We start from the raw sequence: 21,527 nt of genomic DNA on the forward strand, positions 1-21,527 counted from the left end.
CCATGAGTTCACCGAGAAGCCACCTCGTGCTCGTGCCGGGTTTTGCGGGCTTCGATATCCTGGGTGGGATCGTCTATTACAGCGGTGTCACGGAGATCCTCCGAAACACCGATACCGGGCCGTATCAAGGCCCGCTCTCGGTGCATTGCTTCCCGAACCTGCCCACGGCGAGCGTGGACACCCGCGCGCACGCGCTCCTCCGCTGGCTCGCGGATCGGTTCAGGCAGGGGGTGTTCCACGGGGGCGCGGGCCGTGGCCAGCGGGACTGCGTCCACCTCGTGGGCCACTCGACCGGCGGGCGGGACATCAAGACGCTGATGCTCCTGCTCCTGGCCGAGACCGAGCAGAAAGGGTCGGTCTACGGCGTCCCGGTAGAGCGCATCCTCGAGAGCATCTGCTCGATCCAGTTCCTCTCGACGCCGCACCGCGGGACGAACCTCGCCCACGTCTTCCACCGGAGGCAGCCCCTCCTCACAGGCCTGGCCGGGGCCCTCCACTGGTGGCTCCGCCTGGCTGGCCCGAAGGACGCGAGCTCCGCGGCCCGCCGCGCGAAGACGCTCCTGCAGGTGTTCGGCCAATCGGATGGCATCGTCCGCGCCGCCCTCGACACGATCGAGCGCTTCCACGCGTTGCCGTGCGACGACCTCGCCAGGGCCGAGGCGCGCGGCGAGTACTTCAACGTGCTCCGCTGGCTGCTGCACGTCGCCGAGGACACCGAGGCCTTCGAGGATCTCGATCCCCTGCCGCTGTCAGGCCAGTCGTCGCGCGAGGAGCGCTGGTCCAAACATGGCCTGTCCGCGCGCGGCCTCGGCGCCTGGCCGCGCGAGCTCGCGGCCTCCATCAAGAGCGCGAAGCAGGCAAGGAAAGCCAGCCTCCTCGGGGCGGAGCTCGAGGAGGAGCTGAGCGCGTACTACGAGCAGCGGGGCATCGCGCTCCGGTCGATCGTCACCCGGGCGAAGCGCGATCCCGGCGGCCCGTTCCTGGGCGCCTTCGGCATCTTTCACGGCATCACGGCCAACATCAAGGATCCGAAGGTGGTCGAGGCCCTCGGGCCGTCCTGCTCCGTGCCACGGTTCGACGACCCGACCCAGACCGAGTCGCTCGATCCGGAGATGAACGACGGGATCGTCAACTGCGTATCGATGGTCTATCCCGACACGAAGCGCAGCTTCCTGGTCGACGCCGACCACGCCGACGTGATGGGCCACTATCGGTTCATCGCCCCGGAGGACGGCGACGGAGCGGACCCGAAATACGGCGGATACGACCTGTTCCAGTCCCGGTCGACCTTCGATCAGGCCGAGTTCGACAGGTTATGGAGCAGCATCGGGCAGTTCGCCATGAACAGCGACAGGTGCGCCGCCGCGGCGCGCCGCAGCTCGGCCGCCGCCCACGTGGAGGCGCCGGCGGTGTCGCCGGCCTCGGCGCCCGCGGTGGTGCCGGCCTCGGCGCCCGCGGTGACCCATTTCCGCGCCGAGCCGTCGGACCCGGAGGGCGGCGCGTAGGCGCCCCCCATCGCCGGGGGGCGCCCAGGCCGCCTTCGTGAATCAGGCCTTCGCGAGGTAGGCTTCGAGCTCGTCGGCGCCGCCGATGTGCTTGCCGTCGACGAAGACCTGCGGGGTCGTGCCCTTGCCGCTCACCGCGCGCAGGCGGCGCGGCGAGGCCGCCACCTCCTCGTAAGGAATCTTCCGCGCGTCGAGGAGCCGCTTCGCCTTGGTGCAGTAGCCACAGCCCGGCTTCGTGAACAGCAGCACGTCGTGCGGCGACTTCGACGACGGATCCAGGTACTTCAGCATCGTGTCCGCGTCCGACACATCGAAGGGATCGCCCTCCACCTCGGGCTCGATGAACATCTTCTTGATCACGCCGTCGTCGACCAGCATCGAATAGCGCCACGAGCGCTTGCCGAAGCCGAGGTTCGCCTTGTCGACGAGCATGCCCATCTTCTCGGAGAACTCCCCGTTCCCGTCGGGCAGGAACTGGATCTTGTCCGCCTCCTGCGCCTTGCACCACTCATCCATCACGAACGCGTCGTTCACGGACACACACGCGATCGTGTCCACCCCGCGCCGCTCGAACTCCTCCGCGAGCTCGTTGTAGCGCGGCACGTGGCTGCTCGAGCAGGTCGGCGTGAAGGCGCCCGGCAGCGCGAACACCACCACCTTCTTGCCAGCGAACACGTCCTTGGTGGTCACGTCCTTCCACTGACCGTCGATACGCGTACGAAACGTGACATCCGGAACGCGCTGCCCTTCGAGGTTCTTCAGCATGACAGTCGTACTCCTCCCGTGCTCTTCTCGTTGCCATCCGCGACGGCAACCTTGTCCAGCGTCGTGCGGCGCTCCACGCGGCGCTCTCGGGCCGGCGAGAACGTAGCCCCGAGCTTCGACGCCGGCCAGCGCGACGGCGAGCCCGACCGAGGGCCGCGCCGCGATGGCGAGCCCGACCGATGGACGCGCCGCGAAGGCTGCTCGCCCGGGCGACGGCGCCAGAAGAGGCGCCCCGCTGGGCAGCTCCAGCGCCGCCGCGGGGCGAGGCGTCAGCCGCTCCGCGCCAGATCCACCGCGCGCCAGAGGTACCAGCTCGCCACCGTGCGGTACGGCTTCCACCGCGCGCCGCGCTTCTCGAGATCCGCGCGCGCAGGCGGCTCGGGCCGCTTGAACGCGAGCGCGAAGCCCTTGCGGATACCGTAGTCGTCCACGGGCAGCACGTCCGGGCGGCCGAGGCGGAACATGAGGAGCATCTCCACCGTCCACCGGCCGATGCCGCGCACCCGCGTGAGGCGCTCGATGATCGCCTCGTCCTCCATGCCGTGGACCTCGGCGAGCGTGGGGAGCTCGCCGTCCTCCGTCTTCCGCGCGAGGTCGCGCAGCGCGAGGAGCTTCGCCTGCGAGAGGCCGGCGCCGCGGAGCTTCTCGTCGGAGGCGCGCAGGAGCTGCGCGGGCGTGGGGCCCTCGTGCGCTCGCGGGAAGAGCGCGCGCACGCGCGCGAAGATGGTCGCGGCGGCCTTGCCGGTGAGCTGCTGGTAGACGATCGACTCCGCGAGCGCGAGGAAGAGGCTCGACGTCCTGTCGATCCGCAGGGCGAACGGCCCGACCGCGTCGATGACGCGCGCGAGCGCCGCGTCGGACGCGCGCAGGTGCTCGACGGCGGCGCCCGGATCGAAGCCGAAGTCGCCGCCGGGCGCGGCCTTTGGAGCGCCGCGCGCCTGGCCGCCCTCGATCGCGAGGAGGCGGAGCTTCGTCGTGACGCCGCCGTTCGCGGAGAAGCCGCCGGCCTTGCCGCCGGCCGCGAGCACGCGGTGGCACGGGACGATGATCGCGAACGGGTTCCGCCCGAGCGCCTGCCCCACGGCGCGCGCCGAGCCGACCGCCCCGAGGCGCGCCGCGACTTCGCCGTAGGTCAGCGTCGCGCCCGGCGGGATGGTGCGCGCGACCTCGTAGACGCGGCGGTGGAACGGCGGCACCCGATCCATGTCGAGCGCGACGGCGGACAGGTCGCTCGCCTCGCCGCGCAGGAGCGCGACGATCGCGTCGACCGCGCGCTGCACCTCGGGCGGCGGCGCCGCCGCCTGGGCGCCCGGGAGGCGCTGGAGCAGGCGCGACCGCGTCTCGGGCTCGCGCGCCTCGGGGAGCTGCAAGGCGGCGACGCCGCGCTCGCCCCACGCGATGCCGCAGCGGCCGATCGCCGTGTCGAACAGGAGGAAGCCGTGTGCCGTTGCTGTCATGGGGTCCTCGCGGGCAGGCGGGGCGCCCGCGTCCGGCGGCCATCCTAGGAGCGCGCGGCGAGGCGATCTTGGAAGATCTTGCGATCCCCCCTCGCCGCCTTCCGGAAGCCGCGGGGCGAGACGCCGGCCGCGCGGTGGAAGGTGCGGACGAAGTTGGAGAGGTCGCCGAACCCGACGTCGAGCGCGATGTCGGTGATCGACCGGGCGCCGTCGGCGAGGAGGCGCGCCGCGCGGCGCAGGCGGGCGCGGACCAGGTACTGGTGCGGGGTCACGCCGACGACCTTCCCGAAGACCCGCAGGAAGTGGAACGGGCTGAGCCCGACCTCCCGCGCCGCGCCCTCGAGGTCGATCGGCTCGTGCGCGTGCTCGTCCAGCCAGAGCGCCGCCTCGACGGCGCGGCGGCGGTCGCGCGCCCCGGTGTCCGGCGGCCTTCGCTTCCGGCCGGAGGCGACCTCGACGAAGCGGGCGGCGAGGAGCACCCCCACCTCGTCGACGCCGATGTCGCTCCTGCCCTCGGCGGCCGCCTGCGCGAGCTCGCCGAGCACCATCAGCTCGGGCACCGGCGGCAGGCCGCCGGCCCGGAACGCGCCGTCGCCGTCGCCGAGGGCCTCGACGAGCGCCGGCGCGAGCTGGAACGACAGGCACTCGTCCCCGACGACGTGCTCGTGCGAGCACGTGTACTCGTCGCCGGGGTGGCCGACCAGGAGCGACCCGGCCACGAGCTCGAACGCCTCCCCCCGGACGCGGTAACCGAAGCTGCCCTTGCGCACGTAGGAGACGGAGAAGCCGCGGTGGAGCTCGGCGAACGGCGCGTCCCCGGGCCCGGAGCGGCACCGGTAGTCGACCACCGAGATGGCGTCGCCCCGCACCAGCGTCGTGACGTCCATGGGTCACCGAATGTACTTGCGGCGGCGAGGCCGAGCAACGCGCCCCGCGCCCGTGCTGCGCCGCCGCGCGGCGCCGCGCCCGCCGCTCGGGGGCCCGCGCGCGCCGTCGACCTCGACAGTCCCCCCGGACACCGTTTGCGACCGCTCCCAGGTCCCGAACGCCGTTCAGACCGTGATAGCGACCGCCGTCAGCGCCTTCGGAATGGGTTGCGCGACGGCCTCGCTCACGTACTGACGGCGTCTTGATCGGACACGTTGAGCGTCACCCCTGTCGGATCGGACGTCGCGATAACGCTCTGGGCCGCTATCGCGATCTCGGCAGGAGCCAGCCATGCGGGCGGGGCGCCCGGCACCTCGACACCGACGACGACACGCACCGCCGCGAGCGCTGCTGCCTCCGCGAGCGGGAAGCTGCGCCGCCAGACCAGCGAGCACGATTGCCGGTCGCCGTCGACGTGCAGCGTGTCCAGCACGAGATCGAGCGGCTGCCCCTCCGTGACGCCGAACGCGGAGAGGCCATGGACGCGCGCGAGGGCGCGCGCCCCGGGGAGCCGCGTCCGCAGCGCTGCGAGCGTCGGGTGGAGCCCCGTGAGCACGAGCCACTCGTCGCCGACCAGGGCTTCGACGCGCTGATCGGGGGGGGCCGCCTGGAAGTAGCTCCAGTCGAAATCGTCGGGGATCTCGAGGATGGGCCCCTCGAGCGCCTTGTGGGGCGTACGCCCGAGCAGCCGCCTGCGCGACGGCCACACGCTCCCGAGCGGCGCGAAGCCCGCCGGGTGGTCGCGCCGCGAGGGATCCAGGACGGCCGGGCGATCGGTGCCGAACGGGTTGTCGGCCATGCCGATCCCCCCGAATGCGCGCTCGTAGGCGAGCGGGATCGCCTTCTCCGCGCCGCCGGGCTCGATCGAGAGCGCCTTGTCGAGGATCGGGCGCTCGCCGGCGAAGAGCGCGAGGCGCACGGAGAAGGGCGCCGCAGGCGGGCCCGGCGGCGCGTGCGCGTGGCCCGTGAAGAACACGTCGATGCGCGCGAGGTAGGGCGCGAGATCGCTCGTCAACCGGACGCTGCGGCCCGGGTGGTTGTGATGGTGGATGTCGGCATCGATGATTTTTTGCGGCTCGACGGGAATCATCGGTGCGCCGTCGACGAAGGCGAAGGTCGCCTTGGCGATCACCGTGAGGTGGAGCCGCCCCCGCGCGCGCCACATCACCGCCGCCGCCGCCGTTCCGGAAGGCGCCGCAATCGCGCTGGGAATGGGCGGGGCCTCGGACTTCACCGCGCCATGAGAGCACCGGGGCGTCGCGAGGGTCAAGCCTCGCCGCGCCGCGACACCGACGCGTCGTCCGACGTTCGCCTCTCCGCCCGCCGAGGAGGTTCATCGGCCTCGCAGCGCGGGTGAAAGCGACAGAGTCCGGCGACGACCGCAGGATCCGAATCCGGCGAGTCGTCCTATCCATCCATCGGTGTCGAACCTCGCGCTCGGCGAACGACGAGTTCCCTTCGTGCCGTCGCGGGAGCGCAGGAGCGCCGGACCCTCCTCGCCTGAGGGCGGGGTCTCAGGCCGTGTCCTCGAAGCCGGGGAGCGGCTCGTAGTCTTGAGTTGCGTCGTCCTCCTCGCCGGGCTCGGCGCAGGCCGGCTCGTCGCCGTCCTCGCCGGTATCGTGGAGCAGCCCATCGAACGGCCCGGGGAGCGGCTCGTCCTCGTCCGCCTCGAGCAGCGCGTCCATGCCCTCCACCTCGCCGGTCTCCAGGTAGCGCTCCCACGCGCCGGGGTGATCCCGGGCGCAGAGCGCCGAGAGCGCGGCGACGCCGAGGCGCACGATCGGCTTCCCATCGGTGCTGCTGCGGGGCCGCGCCCTCAGATCGCGCGGGGCGTACACCGTGAGCTCGAGGGGCGCCACGTCCGCCACGTGGTAGTGGACGTACTCCCGGAGCTCTCCGCCCTTCTGGATCGTCACGCGCTCCCGGTCGAACGTCCAGCCGAGCGCCCGCACGTGCCGCTCCAGCGCCTCCTCGTCGGCGGGGAACACGTGCAGATCGACGTCGCTGCCGCGGCGGATATGGCCGGTGGAGACCGAGCCGATGAGCCGCGGCGAGAACGGCGCGAGCGCGCGCATGGCCTCCAGCGCCACGATGCGCAGCGCGAAGAGCCGGCGCGTCCGCTGGCTCCCCTCGGCGCGCTTGGCGAAGAGGAGCAGCGCCTCGCGGATCTCGCCGTTCGAGGGCAGGTCCGCGGGCCGGTAGCGCGCTCGCCGCCCCTCCACCTGGCCGAGGATCCGCTTCGCGGCCATCCGCTTGGCGGTGAAGTACTGGTCCACGCCTTCCTCGTACATGAGGCGCGCGGCCTCCGCGGCGATGCGGGCCCGCAGCCCGCCGAAGCGCTCGGCGCTCATCGGGCCACCCGCGCCGCGCGCGCTGCCGGCGCCTCCGCCGCCCGCGCCGGCGCTTCCGTCGCTTGCGCCGGCGCCGCCGCCCGCGCCGGCGCCGCGGCGACCGCCGGCTCGAGGGCTTGCCGCAGCCGGAGCATCGCGCCGCCGACCACCCGGCCGCCCCGAGGCGCCCCGAACAGGCGCTTCTGCACCACCTGCTGCGCCACGCCGAGGCGGCGCGCGATCTCGCCCTGCGAAAGGCCGTCGAAGAAATACGCCTCGACGACCTCCCGCTGCTTCGCCGTCAGCGCGGTCTCGACCGCGTCCCGCACCGCGGCGCAGAGCCGCGCTCGCCCGGGCGGCTCGGCCTCGCCGCCCCAGAGCCGGCGATCGTCGCCCCAGCGGTCGACGTCGTCGCAGAGGACCTCCCGGCGGACCTTGCGCTCAGGCGAGCGGCTCCTTTCGCAGGTCATCGGAGGGGGCGGGCTCGCCGCCGATCGAGAGCAGGGTCCAGTCTGCGCCGTCGAGCAGGAGCTCCACGGCGGCCTCGGGGCGGAGCACGGTCGCCTCGGGCGAGCGGCCGCCGACGTCCCAGCGGCGGAGCCGCGCGAGGTCCGCGAGCGCCTTCGTGCGCCGCAGGCGCCGCCGGGTCGCGCCGGGCGCGCGCAGCAGGTGGAGGTGGTGCCGCACGAGCCAGACGATCCGCGGGCACACGAGCTCCGCGAGCACGTCGGCCCCCTCCTCGGCGTGGTCGGCGCAGGCGAACGCCTTGCCGACGTCGTGGAGCAGGGCCGCGGCCCAGAGCGAGCGATCCGCGGTCTCGCGGCGGGCCAGGTCGAAGACCTGCAGGGAATGGAAGAGCGCGTCGCCCTCGGGGTGCCAGCGCGGATCCTGCGGCACGCGGTCGAGGGCGAGGAGGAGATCGAGGAGGTCCTTGTGCATCGACGGGAGGGCGGTCAGGCCGCCCGCGGGCTGCGGGCGAGCGGTGCCCCTTCACCCTGGGGCGCGGTCACACCCACCGGGAGGCCCCGCGCGCCGGGCGAGCCGAAGCATAGCGCGGGCGCCCCCTGCGCCAGGAGTCAGGGAGTGAACAGGGTGGCCGATCGCTTCCTCGGCGGCGTGAGTTGCGCGGCCGTCTCCGCGGTCTGACGTGTGCCTGGGGCCTCCAGGCGGACCAGCCTGAGCACGGTGCCCCCGACGATGATCTGGCCGTTTTGCGGGAGCAATGCGCTCGTGATGCGCTGATCGTCGATCATGGTCCCGTGCGTGCTTCCCTGGTCGATCACGCGCACCTCATCCGCTCCGACGACGATCGTCGCGTGCTTTCGCGACACCTTCGGATCATCGAGGCGGATGAAGCAATCGGGCTCTCGCCCTACCCTGAACTCTCCAGGCCGGAGCAGGAACCGCCGACCCGCGAGAGGCCCGTTGCACACGAGGAGCTCGTAGGCGATCGACGTGTTTCCGCCCGACGCCGGGATGGTGGGCCGGAGCGGGGCCTTCGCGATGCGCAGCCGCCCCTCGTACTTCTGCGTCCACATCTGCGGGGTTTGCCGGCCTCCCTCGGCCTTGATGCTCGCTTGCACGTACTCGCAGAGCTCGTGGACATCGACGTATCCGTCTCGGTCCAGATCGGCTGTGCCGGTCGACAGGCCCTCGACGATGTGGCGCGTGAAGATCGACTGCGGGGGCACCCCCACGGGCTGGTCAGCCTGCCACGCCAGCTGAACCGACGTCGTGGCGGAGATCACGACGCGACCCGAGCCGTCTCCCATGAACGTCCCGGCGATGTCGACGCTGTCCTGCTCGCTCTTGGCGGAGTTCTCGTAGGCGCCGCTGTAGCAGCAGTCGAGGATCAGGACGATGCGCTTCGCGGGGCACTGATCGATCTGGCGGCTGATCCACGCCGCGTCGACCGAGGTCGCGCTGAAGAGCTCTTTCTCCGTGTCGTGTGTGGCGAGGTGGAGGTGCCCCCAGTCGTCCTTCAGGCCATGACCGGAGTAGTAGAGGACGAGCAGATCCTCCGGATGGCGGCGATGGAAGAGCGCGCCGATGGCCTTCCGGACTTCGAGCTGACTGCCATCGACGCAGAGCTCGACGCGAAAATCGCCGATGTCCGGGTTTCCCATCGTGTCGGCGAGCTTCGATGCGTCGAGGGCGGGCGCCTGAAGCGAGCGCAACCTGCCGTCCGCGTACATTCCGTTCGCGATGATGAGCGCGATGCGGTCCCGTCCGCCCAGCACAGGATCTCTGTCCAAGGCTGTCATTTGATTGCGCTGATGCGGCGCGCGAGGTCGAGCACTTCCTTCTCCCCGAGCGGCTTGTCCGAGGTGAACTCGACCTCCAGACCGTTCTTCCCCCGGATGCGAATGCGGCGCCTCGGCGCGCGGACGACCCACTCATTGACGAGCTGAATCACCTGGGGAAGCACCGCGGGGAGCGCGGCGAGCGCGATGGCACCGACGGTGAAGGCGTCTCCCTTCGCGTTCTTGGGGAGGTGGCCTTCAACGGCGCGGCACGGGGTCGCGCCTGCGGTGCCGATGTCGCGCATCAAGCTCTCGAGCATCGTGTCCAGCTGGTCGGCCTCGACATCGGCGTCGTGAAATTTGAACTGCATGTCCATTGGCCATGCACCTCCTCGCTGTTACGAGTCGCCGAGGAGCGTATCAGCGCTCGCCGGCAGGTGCCAGCCGCGCGGGTCGGCGAGCCCGCGCGCGGCGCGCGCCGCCATCCTCGATCTGCGAAGCGCGCCTGAAGCCCTCTTCGCGATCGTCCAGCACATCTCATGTCCATGCTGATCCATCCGTGAGAGCCCTGGCGGATCCGTGCAGGCCGGTCAGCCGCGAAGTTGCTCCTCGTGCTTCGTCGTGACTGTAAAGCCATCAAGATGGCGTCTCCGTGATCGGCTATCCTGCCCCTCGTGCTCTCCCGCGCCCGCCCCTCCGACGCCGCGATCCGCGCCTTCCTCGCTCGCCAGGCGGGCCGGCCGCTCTCGTACGCGGAGGTCGGCTGCACCGGCGCCGGCGACGGCCGCCCGCGGCCGCCTGCCGGCTTCAACGTCGACCACCACCGCGCGGTGCTCGGCCAGGGCGCCGCGCTCTTCGACCGCGCTGTCGAGGCGATGCGGCGCTGGGCGCAGTTCCGGCTCGGCTGGGTCGAGCTCTGCTATCCCGACGCTCCCCTCCAGGCCGGCGTCACCGTGGTGATCCTCGTCCGCGTGCTCGGGATTCACTGGCTCAACGCCTGCCGGATCGTTTACACCGTCGACGAGACGAGCGGCCCTGTGCGCCGGTTCGGCTTCGCTTACGGGACATTGGAGGAGCACGGCGAGCGCGGCGAGGAGCGCTTTCTCGTCGAACACGACGAGCCTTCCGGCGAGGTCGCCTACGACATCTTCGCCGTCTCCCGGCCGAACCACCTCCTCGCCCGGCTCGGCTTTCCCTACGCGCGCCGGGTCCAGGCGCGGTTCGCCCGCGACTCCATGTGCGCCATGCGCAGCGCCACGACCTCGCCGCCGTGAGGCGTGCCGGGAGCCCTGGGACCAGCTGATCGCACAGGCGGCATGGCCCCGCCGGTCACGCCCTCTCCTTCACGAACTCCACAAGATCCGAGAGGCTCGCTCCCGTCGCGTCGGCGCTCACGCCGAGCTCCTCGGCCGGCAGGCCCAGGCGGTTGACCCAGAACGTGGGATAGCCGAACCACCGGGCCCCCGCGGCGTCCCAGCCGGCGAACGCGACGAACGCGATCTCCTCGCGCGTGAGGCCGAACGCGTCGAGCGCCATCCGGTACGCGCGAGGATCCGGCTTGTACGTCCTCGCCCCGTCCGTGCTGAGCACGTGCTCGAACAGGCCATCCAGACCGGAGCTCTCGATGGCGGCCCCGAGCATCCTCGGCGTGAAGTTCGACAGGAACGAGAGCCGGAGCCCCGCGCCCCTCAGCGCCCGGAGCGCCGGCAGCACGTCGGGCCACGCCCGGAGATCGAGGTAGGCGCCGAGGAGCCGCGCCCGCTTCTCCTCCCCGAGATCGAGCGCCAGCGCGCGCTCGGCGAACACCAGCGCATCCGCCGTCACCTGCCAGAAGTCGGCATACTCGTGGGACGCGACCCGGAGCCACGTGTACTCGAATTGCCGGGTGCGCCACGCCTCGCTCAGCGATGCTCCCTTGCCCGGACAGAGCTCCTCCGCGAGCGCCGCGATCGGCCGCGGATCGAAGATCGGAAAGGCGTCGAAGGCGACCGCCTTGATCTTCGGTCCCGGCGCCGGCCGCGGCGGCGCCGGCCCGTGCTGGGCGGCACAGGAGGCGGTCCCGGCCGGAGCCGAGCCCAGGAAGCCCGCCGCGGCCGTGCCGGTCACGCGGTGGAGAAACTCACGACGATTCGTCAACATGCCGGCCTCCATCGGATCATCCGACGTGGAACACGCGACCTGCGAGAGCGCGAGTGCGCGGGTGCGGGAACGCACGCGGGAGAGCATGCGCGGTCCGTCGTTGCCCGGGGATCCGCCATCGACGTAGACTCGCCATGCACCTTTGCATGGCGCGGAGCGCTCTCCGGCAGCAGCGCCCCGCGCCCCGGAGCCATGCTCGACTGGGACGATCTGCGCTACTTCCTCGCCGTCGCGCGGCACGGCAACCTCTCCGCCGCCGCGCGCGTCCTGAAGGTCACCCAGCCGACCGTGGGGCGGCGCGTCGCGGCGTTCGAGCGGCGCCTCGGGGCGAGGCTCTTCCAGCGCTCGCCGTCGGGGTTCGCGCTCTCGGCCGCGGGCGAGAGCGTGCTCGGCCACGCCGAGCGCATGGAGCAGGACGCGCTCGCGGCCGAGCGCGCCGCCGCCGGACGCGACGCAGGCCTGAGAGGCCACCTCCGTATCACCGCGTCCGAGTGGCTCGCCACGCGCGTCCTCGGGCCGCTGCTCGTCCCGTTCCTCGCGCGCCACCCCGCCATCTCCGTCGATCTCATCGCGGACGCGCGGTGGCTGAGCCTGCCGCGGCGGGAAGCGGACATCGCCCTTCGCCCCGCCGCGTTCGAGCACCACGAGGTCTTCCAGCGCGAGGTCGCGCGGATCGGGTTCGGGCTCTATGCATCGGAGGCCTACCTCGCCGAGCGCGGCCCGCCGGACTGGGGCCGGCAGTGCGAGGGCCACACCCTCGTCACCATGAACGACGATCCTCCGGCGATCGCCGACCTGTCGTGGGTGCGCGCCGTCGCCGCGAAGGCCCGCGTCGCCGCGCGCACCAACGGCCGCGAGCCCCAGGCGACGATGGGGGCCGCCGGCGTCGGGCTCGTCTGCCTGCCCCGCTACCTCGGCGACGCGACCGCCGGCCTTTGCCTGCTCTCGCCGCCCTCGCCGCCGCCAGGGCGCAAGCTATGGCTCGGGGTGCACCGCGATACGCGCGGTGTGCCGCGCGTGAAGGCGCTCGTCACGTTCGTCGCCGACGCCCTCGGGCCGCTCCGGAGCGCCCTCGACCCCGGCGCGCGGCCGCGCGCGTCAGGCGACGAGCGCCCCCGCTACCGGCCCTGATCGCGCTGGCACGCCCTGAGCTCCTCGAACTGCGCGTCGCACGTCGGGGGCAGGAAATCGGTCGTGCACTCCCGAACGCGCCCGCTCAGGCAATCGAAGAGCGACGCGACCGACGGCGCGAGGAACGCGCAGGGGATCCGGTCCGCGGAGGCGACGGTCTCGCCCGCGCAGTCGAAGAAAGGGGCGGTCAGCGCGTTGCAGGGGCGCTGCTCGGAGAGCAGGTCCGCGCATTGCTCGCGACACCGGAGCTCCGGGCACGTGACCTCGACGAAGAGCGAGCAGAAGAAATCGCATGAGGCCCTCTGCTCTTCGATGGAGGGCCCGCCGGAGCTCGCCGACGGAGAGCTTTGGGCCGCGCCGGCGCCCCCGGCGCCGTCGGAGCTCCCGGGGAGCCCGTCGACGACGACGGCCCCGCCGCAAGCGCCCGCCCCCGAGAGCGCGACGAGCGAAGCCAGGAAAGCGAAGAGCAGCGGCGTTCTCATCAGGGCATCCTATCGCGCGGCAGGCACGGCAGGGCGCGCGTCGGGCGCGTCGGGCGCGCGTCGGGCGCGCGTCGGGCGTCCGATGCCGCTCACTCCACCGCCTGCGATTGCTCGATCGCGTCCTCGCGGCGCTCCCGGCGGTTGCACGCGAGCACCTTCTTGCGGACGCGCACCGCGTCGGGCGTGACCTCGACGAGCTCGTCGCCGTCGATCCACTCCATCGCCGTCTCGATCGTGAGCAGCCGCGGGCTGGCCAGGAGGACGTTCTCGTCCTTGCCGTGGTTGCGCACGTTCGACAGCTTCTTCTCCTTGATGACGTTGACGTCGGTGTCGTTCGGCCGGTTGTGCTCGCCGATGATCATCCCCTCGTAGACCTCGACGCCGGGGACGATGAAGAACATGCCACGCGGCTGCAGGTGGTGCAGCGCGTACGGGGTCGCCACGCCGACGCGATCGGCGACGATGGCGCCGGTCGGGCGGCGCATCATCGGGCCGCCCCAGGGCGCCCAGCCGTCGAACATCGTGTTGAGCAGGCCCGTCCCGCGCGTCGCCGTCAGGAACTCGCCGCGGAAGCCGATGAGCCCGCGCGACGGCACCCGGAACTCGAGGCGGGCGCGGCCGAAGCCGGGGTTCGTCATCTTCACCATCCGGCCGCGCCGGGAGCTGAGGCGCTCGGTCACGATGCCGACGTAGGTGTCCGGCACGTCCACGACCACGAGCTCGAGCGGCTCCATCACCTCGCCGTCGATCTCGCGCGTCACGACCTCGGGGTTCGAGAGCTGCATCTCGTACCCCTCGCGCCGCATCGTCTCCACGAGGATCGCCAGCTGGAGCTCGCCGCGGCCGAGCACCACGAACGTGTCGGGCACCTCCGTCGGCTCCACCCGGATCGCGAGGTTCTTCATCGCCTCGCGCTCGAGCCGCTCCTTCAGGTGACGGCTCGTGAGGTACTTCGACTGCTTGCACTTGCCGGCGAAGGTCGACGTGTTGACGCCGATCTTCATCTTGATCGTCGGCTCCTCGACGACGATGCGCGGCAGCGCCTCGGGGTGCGCCGGATCCGTGATCGTGTCGCCGATCGTGACCGTGTCGAGCCCGGCGATCGCGATCACCTCGCCCGCGACGGCGCTCTCGACCGCGACGCGCTTCAGCCCCTCGTAGGCGTAGAGCATCTTCACGTAGCCGCGCGACTGGCCGCCCTCGCCGAGGAGCGCGACGTCGGCGCCGGACCGGGCGGTGCCGCGGACCACGCGGCCGACCGCGAGCCGGCCCACGTACTCGTCGTGGGTCGTGTTGCAGACGATGACCTGGAGCGGACCGTCGGGGTCGCCGGAGGGGCCGGGGACCCGCTCGAGGATGGTCTCGAAGAGCGGCTCGAGGTCCTTCGCCTCGTGCTCGAGCTCGCGCTTCGCCTGGCCGAGCTTCGCCACGGCGTAGAGCGTCGAGAAGTCCATCTGCGCGTCGCTCGCCTCGAGGTCACAGAAGAGGTCGAACACCTCGGAGAGCACCTCGTGGGCGCGCGCGTCGCTCCGGTCGATCTTGTTGATGACCACGATGACCGGGAAGCCGCGCTGGAGGCACTTCGAGAGCACGAAGCGCGTCTGCGGCAGCGGGCCCTCGGCGGCGTCGACGAGGAGGAGCGCCCCGTCGGCCATCATGAGCGTGCGCTCGACCTCGCCGCCGAAGTCGGAGTGGCCGGGCGTGTCGACGATGTTGATCTTGACCCCGCGGTACCGGATGCTCGTGTTCTTCGCGAGGATGGTGATGCCGCGCTCCCGCTCGAGGTCGTTCGAGTCCATGACGCGCTCGGCCACGACCTCGTTCTCTCGGAAGGCGCCCGACTGGCGGAGCATGTGATCGACGAGGGTCGTCTTCCCGTGGTCGACGTGGGCGACGATGGCGATGTTGCGGAGATCGTTACGGGGCATATACGGCGGCGGCCGTGTAGCACGCGACCCACGGAGGAGCGAGCCCATCCTCGCTAGAGCCCGAACGTTCGGCCTGCACGGCAGGCCCGCGTCGAGGCGCTCGGATGGAGAGCGCGAGGCGCGCGCATGGCGCGAGAGCGGCGCGCGTCGAGCGGGCGAGCGGAGCGGTAGCGATTGACAGCCGAAGGCGCACGGCCATAGGGTGCGCGCCGTGCTGGTGCCCGGGCGTTCGCCTGGGCCGAAGAGGGAACCCGGTGAAACTCCGGGGCTGCCCCGCAGCGGTAAGCGAGAACGACCTCCACCCCAAGCACTGGCCCGACGAGGGCTGGGAAGCGGTGGACAGTAGGGAGCCGGTCAGACCGGAGCGCTCGCGAGCCCGAAGACCTGCCAGCGCCCGGCGGCGGGAGACATCCGGCGCCGGTTCGACCTGGGAGCCTCGAGGGAGGCGGTGAGGTCCGAGCCGGTGCAGCTCTGCCTCTGCCACGTCCCGGATACCGAACCGCCCCCCGCGTCGCCTTCCGGTCGCCCGCGGGGGCGAGAGGTCGGTCCAGCGCACCGTGCGCTGGCCAGCCATTTCGTCCTCGCGGAGCTCGACGCGAGCGGCCCGACGCCGCTCCGCGCGATTGCGGCGAAGGAGGACACGAATGCTGCGCGAGACGGTCACGACGAGCCACGGGCGCCGCCATCCATTTCACCTGCTCGCCGCGTTATCCATGGTGCTGGCCGCCGCGCGGCCCGCGCGCGCCGAGGGCGACACCCCCGAGTCGCCCGCTGCCCCGCCGGAGGCCGCCGCTGCAGAGCCCACCGGCGAGGGCGCGCCCGCGGGCGACGCCGCGATCGAGGTCACGATCCAGGCGGAGAAGCCGGGCAGCGAGGCCGCGTCGCGCGTCTCCGTCGGACACCGGGAGCTCGAGCTCAGGCCGAGGCTCCGGCCGGGCGACATCCTCGAGTCGGTCCCCGGGCTCTTCGCCGTGCAGCACGCGGGCGGCGGCAAGGCGAACCAGTACTTCCTCCGCGGATTCGACGCGGATCATGGGACCGACGTCGCCTTCTTCGTCGACGGCGTGCCCGTCAACATGGTCAGCCACGGCCACGGCCACGGCTTCACCGATCTCTACTTCATGATCCCGGAGCTCGTGACAGGGCTCGACGGGTACAAGGGGCCTTATTACGCGAGCATCGGCGACTTCGGTACGGCGGGCGCCGTCAACCTGCGCTTCGCCGAGAAGCTCGAGGAGAGCTACGCGCAGGTCAGCCTGGGGCAGTACGGTATCCAGCGCGGCCTCGTCCTCGCCTCGCCGGATCTCGGCGACGCGTGGCGCGCGGTGGCCGCGGCGGAGATCTACCGGAACGACGGGCCGTTCCTGAGCCCGGAGCGGCTCGAGCGCTTCAACGTGTACCTGCGGGCCACGCACGATCTCGACAACACCGGGAAGATCCAGATGACCTGGATGTCGTATGGATCGACCTGGCACGGCTCCGGCCAGATCCCCGCGCGCGCCGTGTGCGGCGAGGGCGAGCAGGGCGGGTTGAACCCGCCGCCGTCGGCGTTCGGACAGCCGTGCATCGACCATTTCGGCGCCGTGGATCCGACCGAGGGCGGGGCGACCGAGCGGCACATGGCGTCCGTCGCGTACTCGACCGCGTGGCGGGACGCCGATCTGAGCGCGCTGGCCTACCTCGTCCGCTACCGCTTCACGCTGTACTCGAACTTCACCTTCTTCAGCGAGGACCCCGTCCACGGCGACCAGATCGAGCAGAACGACGACCGCACGGTCGGCGGCGCCGATCTCCGCTTCCGCAGGCAATACGAGATCGGCGGGGCGAGGTTCACGACCTCGCTCGGCGCGCAGATCCGCGCGGACGCGATCGACAAGTCCCTCCACCACGACGAGGCGCGCGAACGGATCGAGGAGAAGAGCAGGACCCACGTCGATGAGAGCCAGATCGGCGTCTACGTCGAGCAGGACGCCCGGCTCCGGCGCTGGCTCCGCGTCGTGCTCGGGGCGCGCGCGCAGTGGATCGACGTCAACGTGGACGATCCGGGCGAGGACCTCGAGGCGGCGGGGAACAGGTCGAGCGGCGCCCGGGGACAGATGCAGCTGCTCCCGAAGCTCACGGCGATCGTGTCGCCCGTCGAGGGGGTCGATCTCTTCGCCCACTTCGGGCGGGGCTTCCACTCGAACGACGCGCAGGGCGTGGTGCTGGGGCAGGGGGCGGCGACGCTGATCACGCCCGCGACGGGCTACGAGGTCGGCCTGCGGGTCGCGCCCTTGCGCGGGCTGTCGCTGAGCGGGGCCGCGTTCCTGCTCGACCTGGACTCGGAGCTGGTCTGGAGCGGCGACGCGGGCGCGACCGAGGCGTCGGGGCAGACGCGGCGCTACGGGATCGAGATCGGCGGGCGCTACCGGCTCCGGAGCTGGCTCTTCGCGGACGTGGACGCGACCTTCACCCGCGCGCGCTTCCGCGAGAACGCCGGCAACGCGAGCGCGGTCGCCCTCGCGCCGACCCAGACGCTGACCGCGGGCGTCGGCGTCCGCCCGACGCTCGGCGCGTTCACGCCGTTCGCGGCGCTGCGGGTCAAGGCGATCGGCGCTCGGCCCGCGACCGAGGACGAGTCGCTCACCGCCGAGGGGTTCACGGTCGTCGACGCCAACGCCGGGCTGCGGTGGAAGAACGTCGAGGTGGCCGTGGACATCCAGAACCTCTTCGACACGACGTGGCGAGAGGTCCAGTTCGCGAGCGAGTCGCGGCTGCAGTACGAGCCGGCCGCGGTCACCGGGATCCACTACTCGCCGGGGTGGCCGTTCACCGCGATCGGGCGGGCGACGCTGTACTGGGAGTAGGCGCAGCGCCGGCTCATGTCCGGCGGAGGTCCTCGCGCAGCGCGTCGAGCGATGCCCGGAACGCGGCTTCGCTCACGGCGGCGCCCGTCGCCAGGGGCAGGAGCTCTGCGAACATCTGCCAGGCTTCCCGGATGTCACATACCCTGTGCGGATAACGCTGACGGGCAATGAGCGTGAGCCCTGTCACGACGCTGCGAACCATCGCCGCCTGGAACCCCGAGCCCTCGAAGACGACCGCTGAGCACCTGATGGTTGCGCTCGCCTCCGCGAGGAAGCTCGCGATCGCCCTGCGCGCGGGCGCCGGCGGCAACGACGCCCCGCTCTCGACGAGGGTGAGCAGCCCTATGCCGCGCGGGTGCTTCTTCGCGAACTCCGCGCACGCGTCCCGCAAGTGGCGCGCGCCGTCCTCGGTCGTCTCGCGGCGCCAGATGACACAGAAGATCTGGTGCCAGGAAGCCAGGACGTAGTCCGGTTGTCTGGTGACCAGGTGCCAGGGGTCAGGATGCATGATCGTGCTCGTTCTGGAGCGGTCGCAGCGGAGATGCTCGCGGTTGCCTCAGGGTACACCGGCCAGGGTACACCGGCGTTTCTTCGCCCGCGACACGGCCGCACACCAACTCGAGCGTGAGCCACCGGGCGTCGGCAACGGATCGGCGCCGCGCGCTCTCGGCGCTGATGGGCAAGACAACCCCGGTGCCCTCGAGGTCGGGTGGCTCGCACTGACACGTTCGATGGCTCCACAATCGATGAGTCCGTCTTGGCACTCTCGAACCGCTCCAGCGGTAGCGGTGGCCCTGCGCGGCCGCCGGCGGGCGCTCTCGACGCCGGCCCACGCGGCAATTGCTGTGCTCGTCACTCGCCGCTGCCGGCCGCCACGATGACCGCTCGCAGACGCGGAGAGCAGGACGGGAACGGAGAGCCTCGCCGCGTGGCAAACGTGTACCCATGCTGTAGGCTGTGCCGCATGGATCCGACGGGGCTCGGCGCCGATCTGCAATTCCGCATGCTGGTCGAAGGGGTGAAGGACTACGCCATCTTCATGCTGGACACCGAGGGGCGCGTGATCACGTGGAACGCCGGCGCCGAGCAGATCAAAGGATACTCCGCGCGAGAGGTGATCGGCTCGCACTTCTCGCGCTTCTATCCGGCCGAGGCGATCGAGCGGAAGTGGCCACAGACAGAGCTCGCCGAAGCACGGCGCGTTGGCCGCTTCGAGGACGAAGGCTGGCGCGTTCGCAAGGACGGCTCGATGTTCTGGGCGAACGTCATCATCACGGCCCTCCACGGCCCCGACGGCGAGCTGCGCGGCTTCTCCAAGATCACGCGCGATCTGACCGAGCGCAAGCGCCAGGAAGAGTCGCTGCGGCAGAGCGAGGAGCGCTTCCGCGCGCTGGTCGAAGGCGTGAAGGATTACGCCATCTTCATGCTCGACCCGGAGGGCAGGGTGGCCACGTGGAACGCCGGCGCGGAGCGGATCAAGGGATACTCCGCGCGAGAGGTGATCGGCACGCATTTCTCGCGCTTCTATCCGGCCGAGGCGATCGAGCGCGGCCGGCCAGAGACGGTGCTGGCCGCCGCGCGGCGCGAAGGCAGCTTCGAGGACGAAGGCTGGCGCGTGCGCAAGGACGGCTCGATGTTCTGGGCGAGCGTCCTCGTCACGGCCATCCGTGGCCCGGGCGGTGAGCTGCGCGGCTTCTCCAAGATCACGCGCGACCTGAGCGAGCGCAAGCGCCTGGAGCAGATGGAGTCCAACGCGCGCCAGATGGAGGAATTCGTGGCGATGCTGGCGCACGAGCTGCGCAATCCGCTGGCGCCGATCGCCAACGCGACAAGCGTCCTCAAGCTCGAAGGCCAGGACAACGCCCAGGTCGTCTGGGCAGCCGGCCTGATGGAACGGCAGCTCGGTCAGCTCGTGCGGCTCGTCGACGACCTGCTCGACGTGAGCCGCATCACGCGCGGCAAGATCGCCCTGGAGTCCAAGCGGATCGACCTCGCCGACGTGGTGACGCGCGCGGCGGAAGCGTCCCGGACCTGGATCGACGCGCGCGAGCAGACCCTGGAGCTGCAGCTACCCGCCGAGCCGCTCGCCATCGTCCCGGGCGACCTGGCGCGGCTCACGCAGGTGGTGAGCAACCTGCTGCACAACGCGGCGAAGTTCACGCCGCCGCGCGGCTCGATCCGGGTCACCGTGGAGGCGGACGACGCGCACGCGATCCTCCGTATCCGCGACAACGGCGTGGGGATATCGCCCGCGCTGCTGCCGCAGGTGTTCGATCTGTTCACGCAGGGGGATCGCGGCCTCGATCGCGTCGAGGGCGGGCTGGGCCTCGGATTGACGATCGTGCGCCGGCTGGTCGAGCTGCACGGCGGGACGGTCCAGGCGCTCAGCGAGGGGCCCGGCCGCGGCAGCGAGTTCATCGTGCGATTGCCGCGGCTGACGCGCCCCCTCGCGCCGCCGACGGTGGGCGCGCCCGCAACGAAAGCCGGGCGCAAGCTGCGCATCCTCGTCGTCGACGACAACCACGACTCGGCCGAGAGCATGGCGCTGCTGCTCAAGCGCATGGGTAACGATGTGCACGCCGTGTTCGACGGCCCTTCAGCGCTCGAGCTCGCGGCGCAGCTCCAGCCCGACGTCGTGCTGCTCGATATCGGCATGCCGGGCATGACAGGGGTTGACGTCGCGCGCGCGCTGCGTCGCACTCCCGGCCTCGCGGGCCTATCGCTGTTCGCGATGACCGGTTACGGCCAGGAATCGGACCGCCGCATGACCCGGGAGGCCGGGTTCGACGTGCACCTGGTCAAGCCGATCCGCGCGGAGGTGCTGAAACAGCACCTGGCGGACATCGCCAATCGTCCTGGAGCCGGCTGAGCGCCTCATCCCGTCGCGCGCCCCGGAGGCGGCGGCGACTCCGCCGTTGCGTCGCCAGGCACCCTCGCGGCGGGCGGCTCGCTGTAAGCTGCGCCCGGCCGCCCCGTTGCGAAGAGGTGCGCCGCGGCGATCTCGCCGGGGCCTCCTCAACGAGGGCTTCCATGCCGTTCTCCGTCCACACGACCCACGCCGCGGCGCGCTGGCGCCTGTCCACGGCGTCCGCCCCGCTCTTCCTGGCGCTCCTTTCGCTCCTCCTCCTGGGCTGCGGCCCCCGCCTCGTCCCGTTCACGCACGAGCTCCGGGTGCAGCGCGACCTGAGCGACAGCGACGTGAAGAACCTGCAATTTTACGTTTCGCACCCGATCGCGCTGCGCCGCGAGCTCACGGCCGAGAGCTCGCAGGTGACGAGCAGCCACAAGCTCCTGCTCGTCTCCGGGAAGGTCATCGAGGAGGTCGTCGTCGAGGAGCGCACGCCCGGCGTGGTGGTCGCCGCTCGCGGCGGCGCCCTGTCGGTGAGCTTCGAGCCCGGCGCGTCGCTCACGTTCTCCGCAGGCCCCGAGCTCTTCGGGCCCGCGCCGCCCGCGCCGTCGTTCCCGGGCTTCGCGACCCCGCCCGATCCGTTCCCCGGCAACGCGGAGCCGCTCCTGGCCAGCCCGAGCGCGGCCGGCGACGGCAGCGGCCCCGGCGGCAACTACTGGCTCGCGGCCGGGTCCGGCCGCGAGATCCGTTACCAGGGCAAGGTGTTCTCGGCGATCGAGGACAGCCTGCGAGCGCACCTCCTGATCGACGCCGACGCGCTCGAGGAGGTCGTCGAGCGGCGCACCGTCCTCCCGGGCGTGCGCCTCCCCGCCCGCTGACGCGCGGAGGCGCGCCCCGCCGCGGGCCGGGGCGCCATTGCGAGGGCG

19 protein-coding genes and 1 riboswitch are annotated in these 21,527 nt (G+C 71.8%); of the genes, 6 read left to right on the forward strand and 13 right to left on the reverse strand.

Features of this window, described 5'->3' with window-relative positions:
• Positions 1–2 precede the first annotated feature (2 nt).
• On the forward strand, positions 3–1,505 hold the full coding sequence (locus tag WMF12_RS04525) for a hypothetical protein (RefSeq protein ID WP_437866420.1): 1,503 nt from the start codon (positions 3–5) through the stop codon (positions 1,503–1,505).
• A gap of 42 nt (positions 1,506–1,547) precedes the next feature.
• Here the strand turns inward: WMF12_RS04525 and WMF12_RS04530 are convergent, their stop codons facing one another.
• The 9 genes from WMF12_RS04530 to WMF12_RS04570 all read right to left on the reverse strand — a co-directional run bounded on the left by WMF12_RS04530 (position 1,548) and on the right by WMF12_RS04570 (position 9,604).
• A complete protein-coding gene (locus tag WMF12_RS04530) occupies positions 1,548–2,270 on the reverse strand; it encodes a glutathione peroxidase (protein WP_437866427.1) in 723 nt (240 codons plus the stop codon).
• Positions 2,271–2,539: 269 nt separating this feature from the next.
• Positions 2,540–3,727: a methylated-DNA--[protein]-cysteine S-methyltransferase gene (locus WMF12_RS04535; protein ID WP_437866433.1), complete on the reverse strand. Its 1,188-nt coding sequence runs from the start codon at positions 3,725–3,727 to the stop codon at positions 2,540–2,542.
• 44 nt (positions 3,728–3,771) lie between these two features.
• On the reverse strand, positions 3,772–4,614 hold the full coding sequence (locus WMF12_RS04540; protein WP_437866445.1) for a helix-turn-helix transcriptional regulator: 843 nt from the start codon (positions 4,612–4,614) through the stop codon (positions 3,772–3,774).
• A 224-nt stretch (positions 4,615–4,838) separates the two neighbouring features.
• Complete coding sequence (locus WMF12_RS04545; RefSeq protein ID WP_437866455.1) at positions 4,839–5,888, reverse strand: DUF2169 domain-containing protein; 1,050 nt, start codon at positions 5,886–5,888, stop codon at positions 4,839–4,841.
• Between the two features lie 280 nt (positions 5,889–6,168).
• A complete protein-coding gene (locus WMF12_RS04550; protein WP_437866461.1) occupies positions 6,169–7,005 on the reverse strand; it encodes a nucleotide-binding enzyme in 837 nt (278 codons plus the stop codon).
• Entirely contained in the window at positions 7,002–7,454 is a 453-nt protein-coding gene (locus tag WMF12_RS04555; RefSeq protein ID WP_437866468.1) for an RNA polymerase sigma factor, read from the reverse strand. Before WMF12_RS04555 ends, WMF12_RS04550 begins: the two co-directional genes overlap by 4 nt.
• Complete coding sequence (locus tag WMF12_RS04560) at positions 7,426–7,923, reverse strand: HD domain-containing protein (RefSeq protein WP_437761427.1); 498 nt, start codon at positions 7,921–7,923, stop codon at positions 7,426–7,428. The genes WMF12_RS04555 and WMF12_RS04560 overlap by 29 nt, the downstream gene beginning before the upstream one ends.
• 137 nt (positions 7,924–8,060) lie before the next feature.
• On the reverse strand, positions 8,061–9,239 hold the full coding sequence (locus tag WMF12_RS04565) for a caspase, EACC1-associated type (RefSeq protein WP_437866484.1): 1,179 nt from the start codon (positions 9,237–9,239) through the stop codon (positions 8,061–8,063).
• Between the two features lie 5 nt (positions 9,240–9,244).
• A complete protein-coding gene (locus WMF12_RS04570; protein ID WP_437866490.1) occupies positions 9,245–9,604 on the reverse strand; it encodes a hypothetical protein in 360 nt (119 codons plus the stop codon).
• A 297-nt stretch (positions 9,605–9,901) separates the two neighbouring features.
• Here WMF12_RS04570 and WMF12_RS04575 point away from each other — a divergent pair, with 297 nt between their 5' ends.
• Entirely contained in the window at positions 9,902–10,501 is a 600-nt protein-coding gene (locus WMF12_RS04575) for a DUF1990 family protein (protein ID WP_437866495.1), read from the forward strand.
• Between the two features lie 55 nt (positions 10,502–10,556).
• Here the strand turns inward: WMF12_RS04575 and WMF12_RS04580 are convergent, their stop codons facing one another.
• Complete coding sequence (locus WMF12_RS04580; RefSeq protein WP_437866512.1) at positions 10,557–11,366, reverse strand: haloacid dehalogenase type II; 810 nt, start codon at positions 11,364–11,366, stop codon at positions 10,557–10,559.
• Positions 11,367–11,558: 192 nt separating this feature from the next.
• Here WMF12_RS04580 and WMF12_RS04585 point away from each other — a divergent pair, with 192 nt between their 5' ends.
• Positions 11,559–12,497 (forward strand): LysR family transcriptional regulator, encoded by a 939-nt coding sequence (locus WMF12_RS04585; RefSeq protein WP_437866526.1) that lies wholly within the window; start codon positions 11,559–11,561, stop codon positions 12,495–12,497.
• Here the strand turns inward: WMF12_RS04585 and WMF12_RS04590 are convergent.
• A complete protein-coding gene (locus WMF12_RS04590) occupies positions 12,485–12,979 on the reverse strand; it encodes a hypothetical protein (protein ID WP_437866535.1) in 495 nt (164 codons plus the stop codon). The two genes, WMF12_RS04585 and WMF12_RS04590, sit on opposite strands and share 13 nt — an antisense overlap.
• Before the next feature lie 89 nt (positions 12,980–13,068).
• Positions 13,069–14,955 (reverse strand): translational GTPase TypA, encoded by a 1,887-nt coding sequence (gene typA, locus WMF12_RS04595; protein ID WP_437866548.1) that lies wholly within the window; start codon positions 14,953–14,955, stop codon positions 13,069–13,071.
• A gap of 150 nt (positions 14,956–15,105) precedes the next feature.
• A riboswitch (cobalamin riboswitch) is annotated at positions 15,106–15,313 on the forward strand.
• 238 nt (positions 15,314–15,551) lie between these two features.
• Between typA and WMF12_RS04600 the strand changes: the two genes are divergently transcribed.
• The gene (locus tag WMF12_RS04600) at positions 15,552–17,753 is read left to right on the forward strand and encodes a TonB-dependent receptor (RefSeq protein ID WP_437866564.1); all 2,202 of its coding nucleotides are present in this window, start codon (positions 15,552–15,554) and stop codon (positions 17,751–17,753) included.
• 13 nt (positions 17,754–17,766) lie between these two features.
• On the opposite strand, the gene WMF12_RS04605 is transcribed toward WMF12_RS04600, so the two are convergent.
• Positions 17,767–18,261 (reverse strand): hypothetical protein, encoded by a 495-nt coding sequence (locus tag WMF12_RS04605; protein ID WP_437866572.1) that lies wholly within the window; start codon positions 18,259–18,261, stop codon positions 17,767–17,769.
• 456 nt (positions 18,262–18,717) lie between these two features.
• Here WMF12_RS04605 and WMF12_RS04610 point away from each other — a divergent pair, with 456 nt between their 5' ends.
• Positions 18,718–20,622 (forward strand): hybrid sensor histidine kinase/response regulator, encoded by a 1,905-nt coding sequence (locus WMF12_RS04610; protein WP_437866607.1) that lies wholly within the window; start codon positions 18,718–18,720, stop codon positions 20,620–20,622.
• A gap of 161 nt (positions 20,623–20,783) precedes the next feature.
• Complete coding sequence (locus WMF12_RS04615) at positions 20,784–21,479, forward strand: DNA-directed RNA polymerase (RefSeq protein ID WP_437866628.1); 696 nt, start codon at positions 20,784–20,786, stop codon at positions 21,477–21,479.
• Positions 21,480–21,527 lie beyond the last annotated feature (48 nt).

This window comes from Sorangium sp. So ce363 (assembly GCF_051520435.1).
Classification (GTDB): Bacteria; Myxococcota_A; Polyangia; order Polyangiales; family Polyangiaceae; genus Sorangium; species Sorangium cellulosum_B.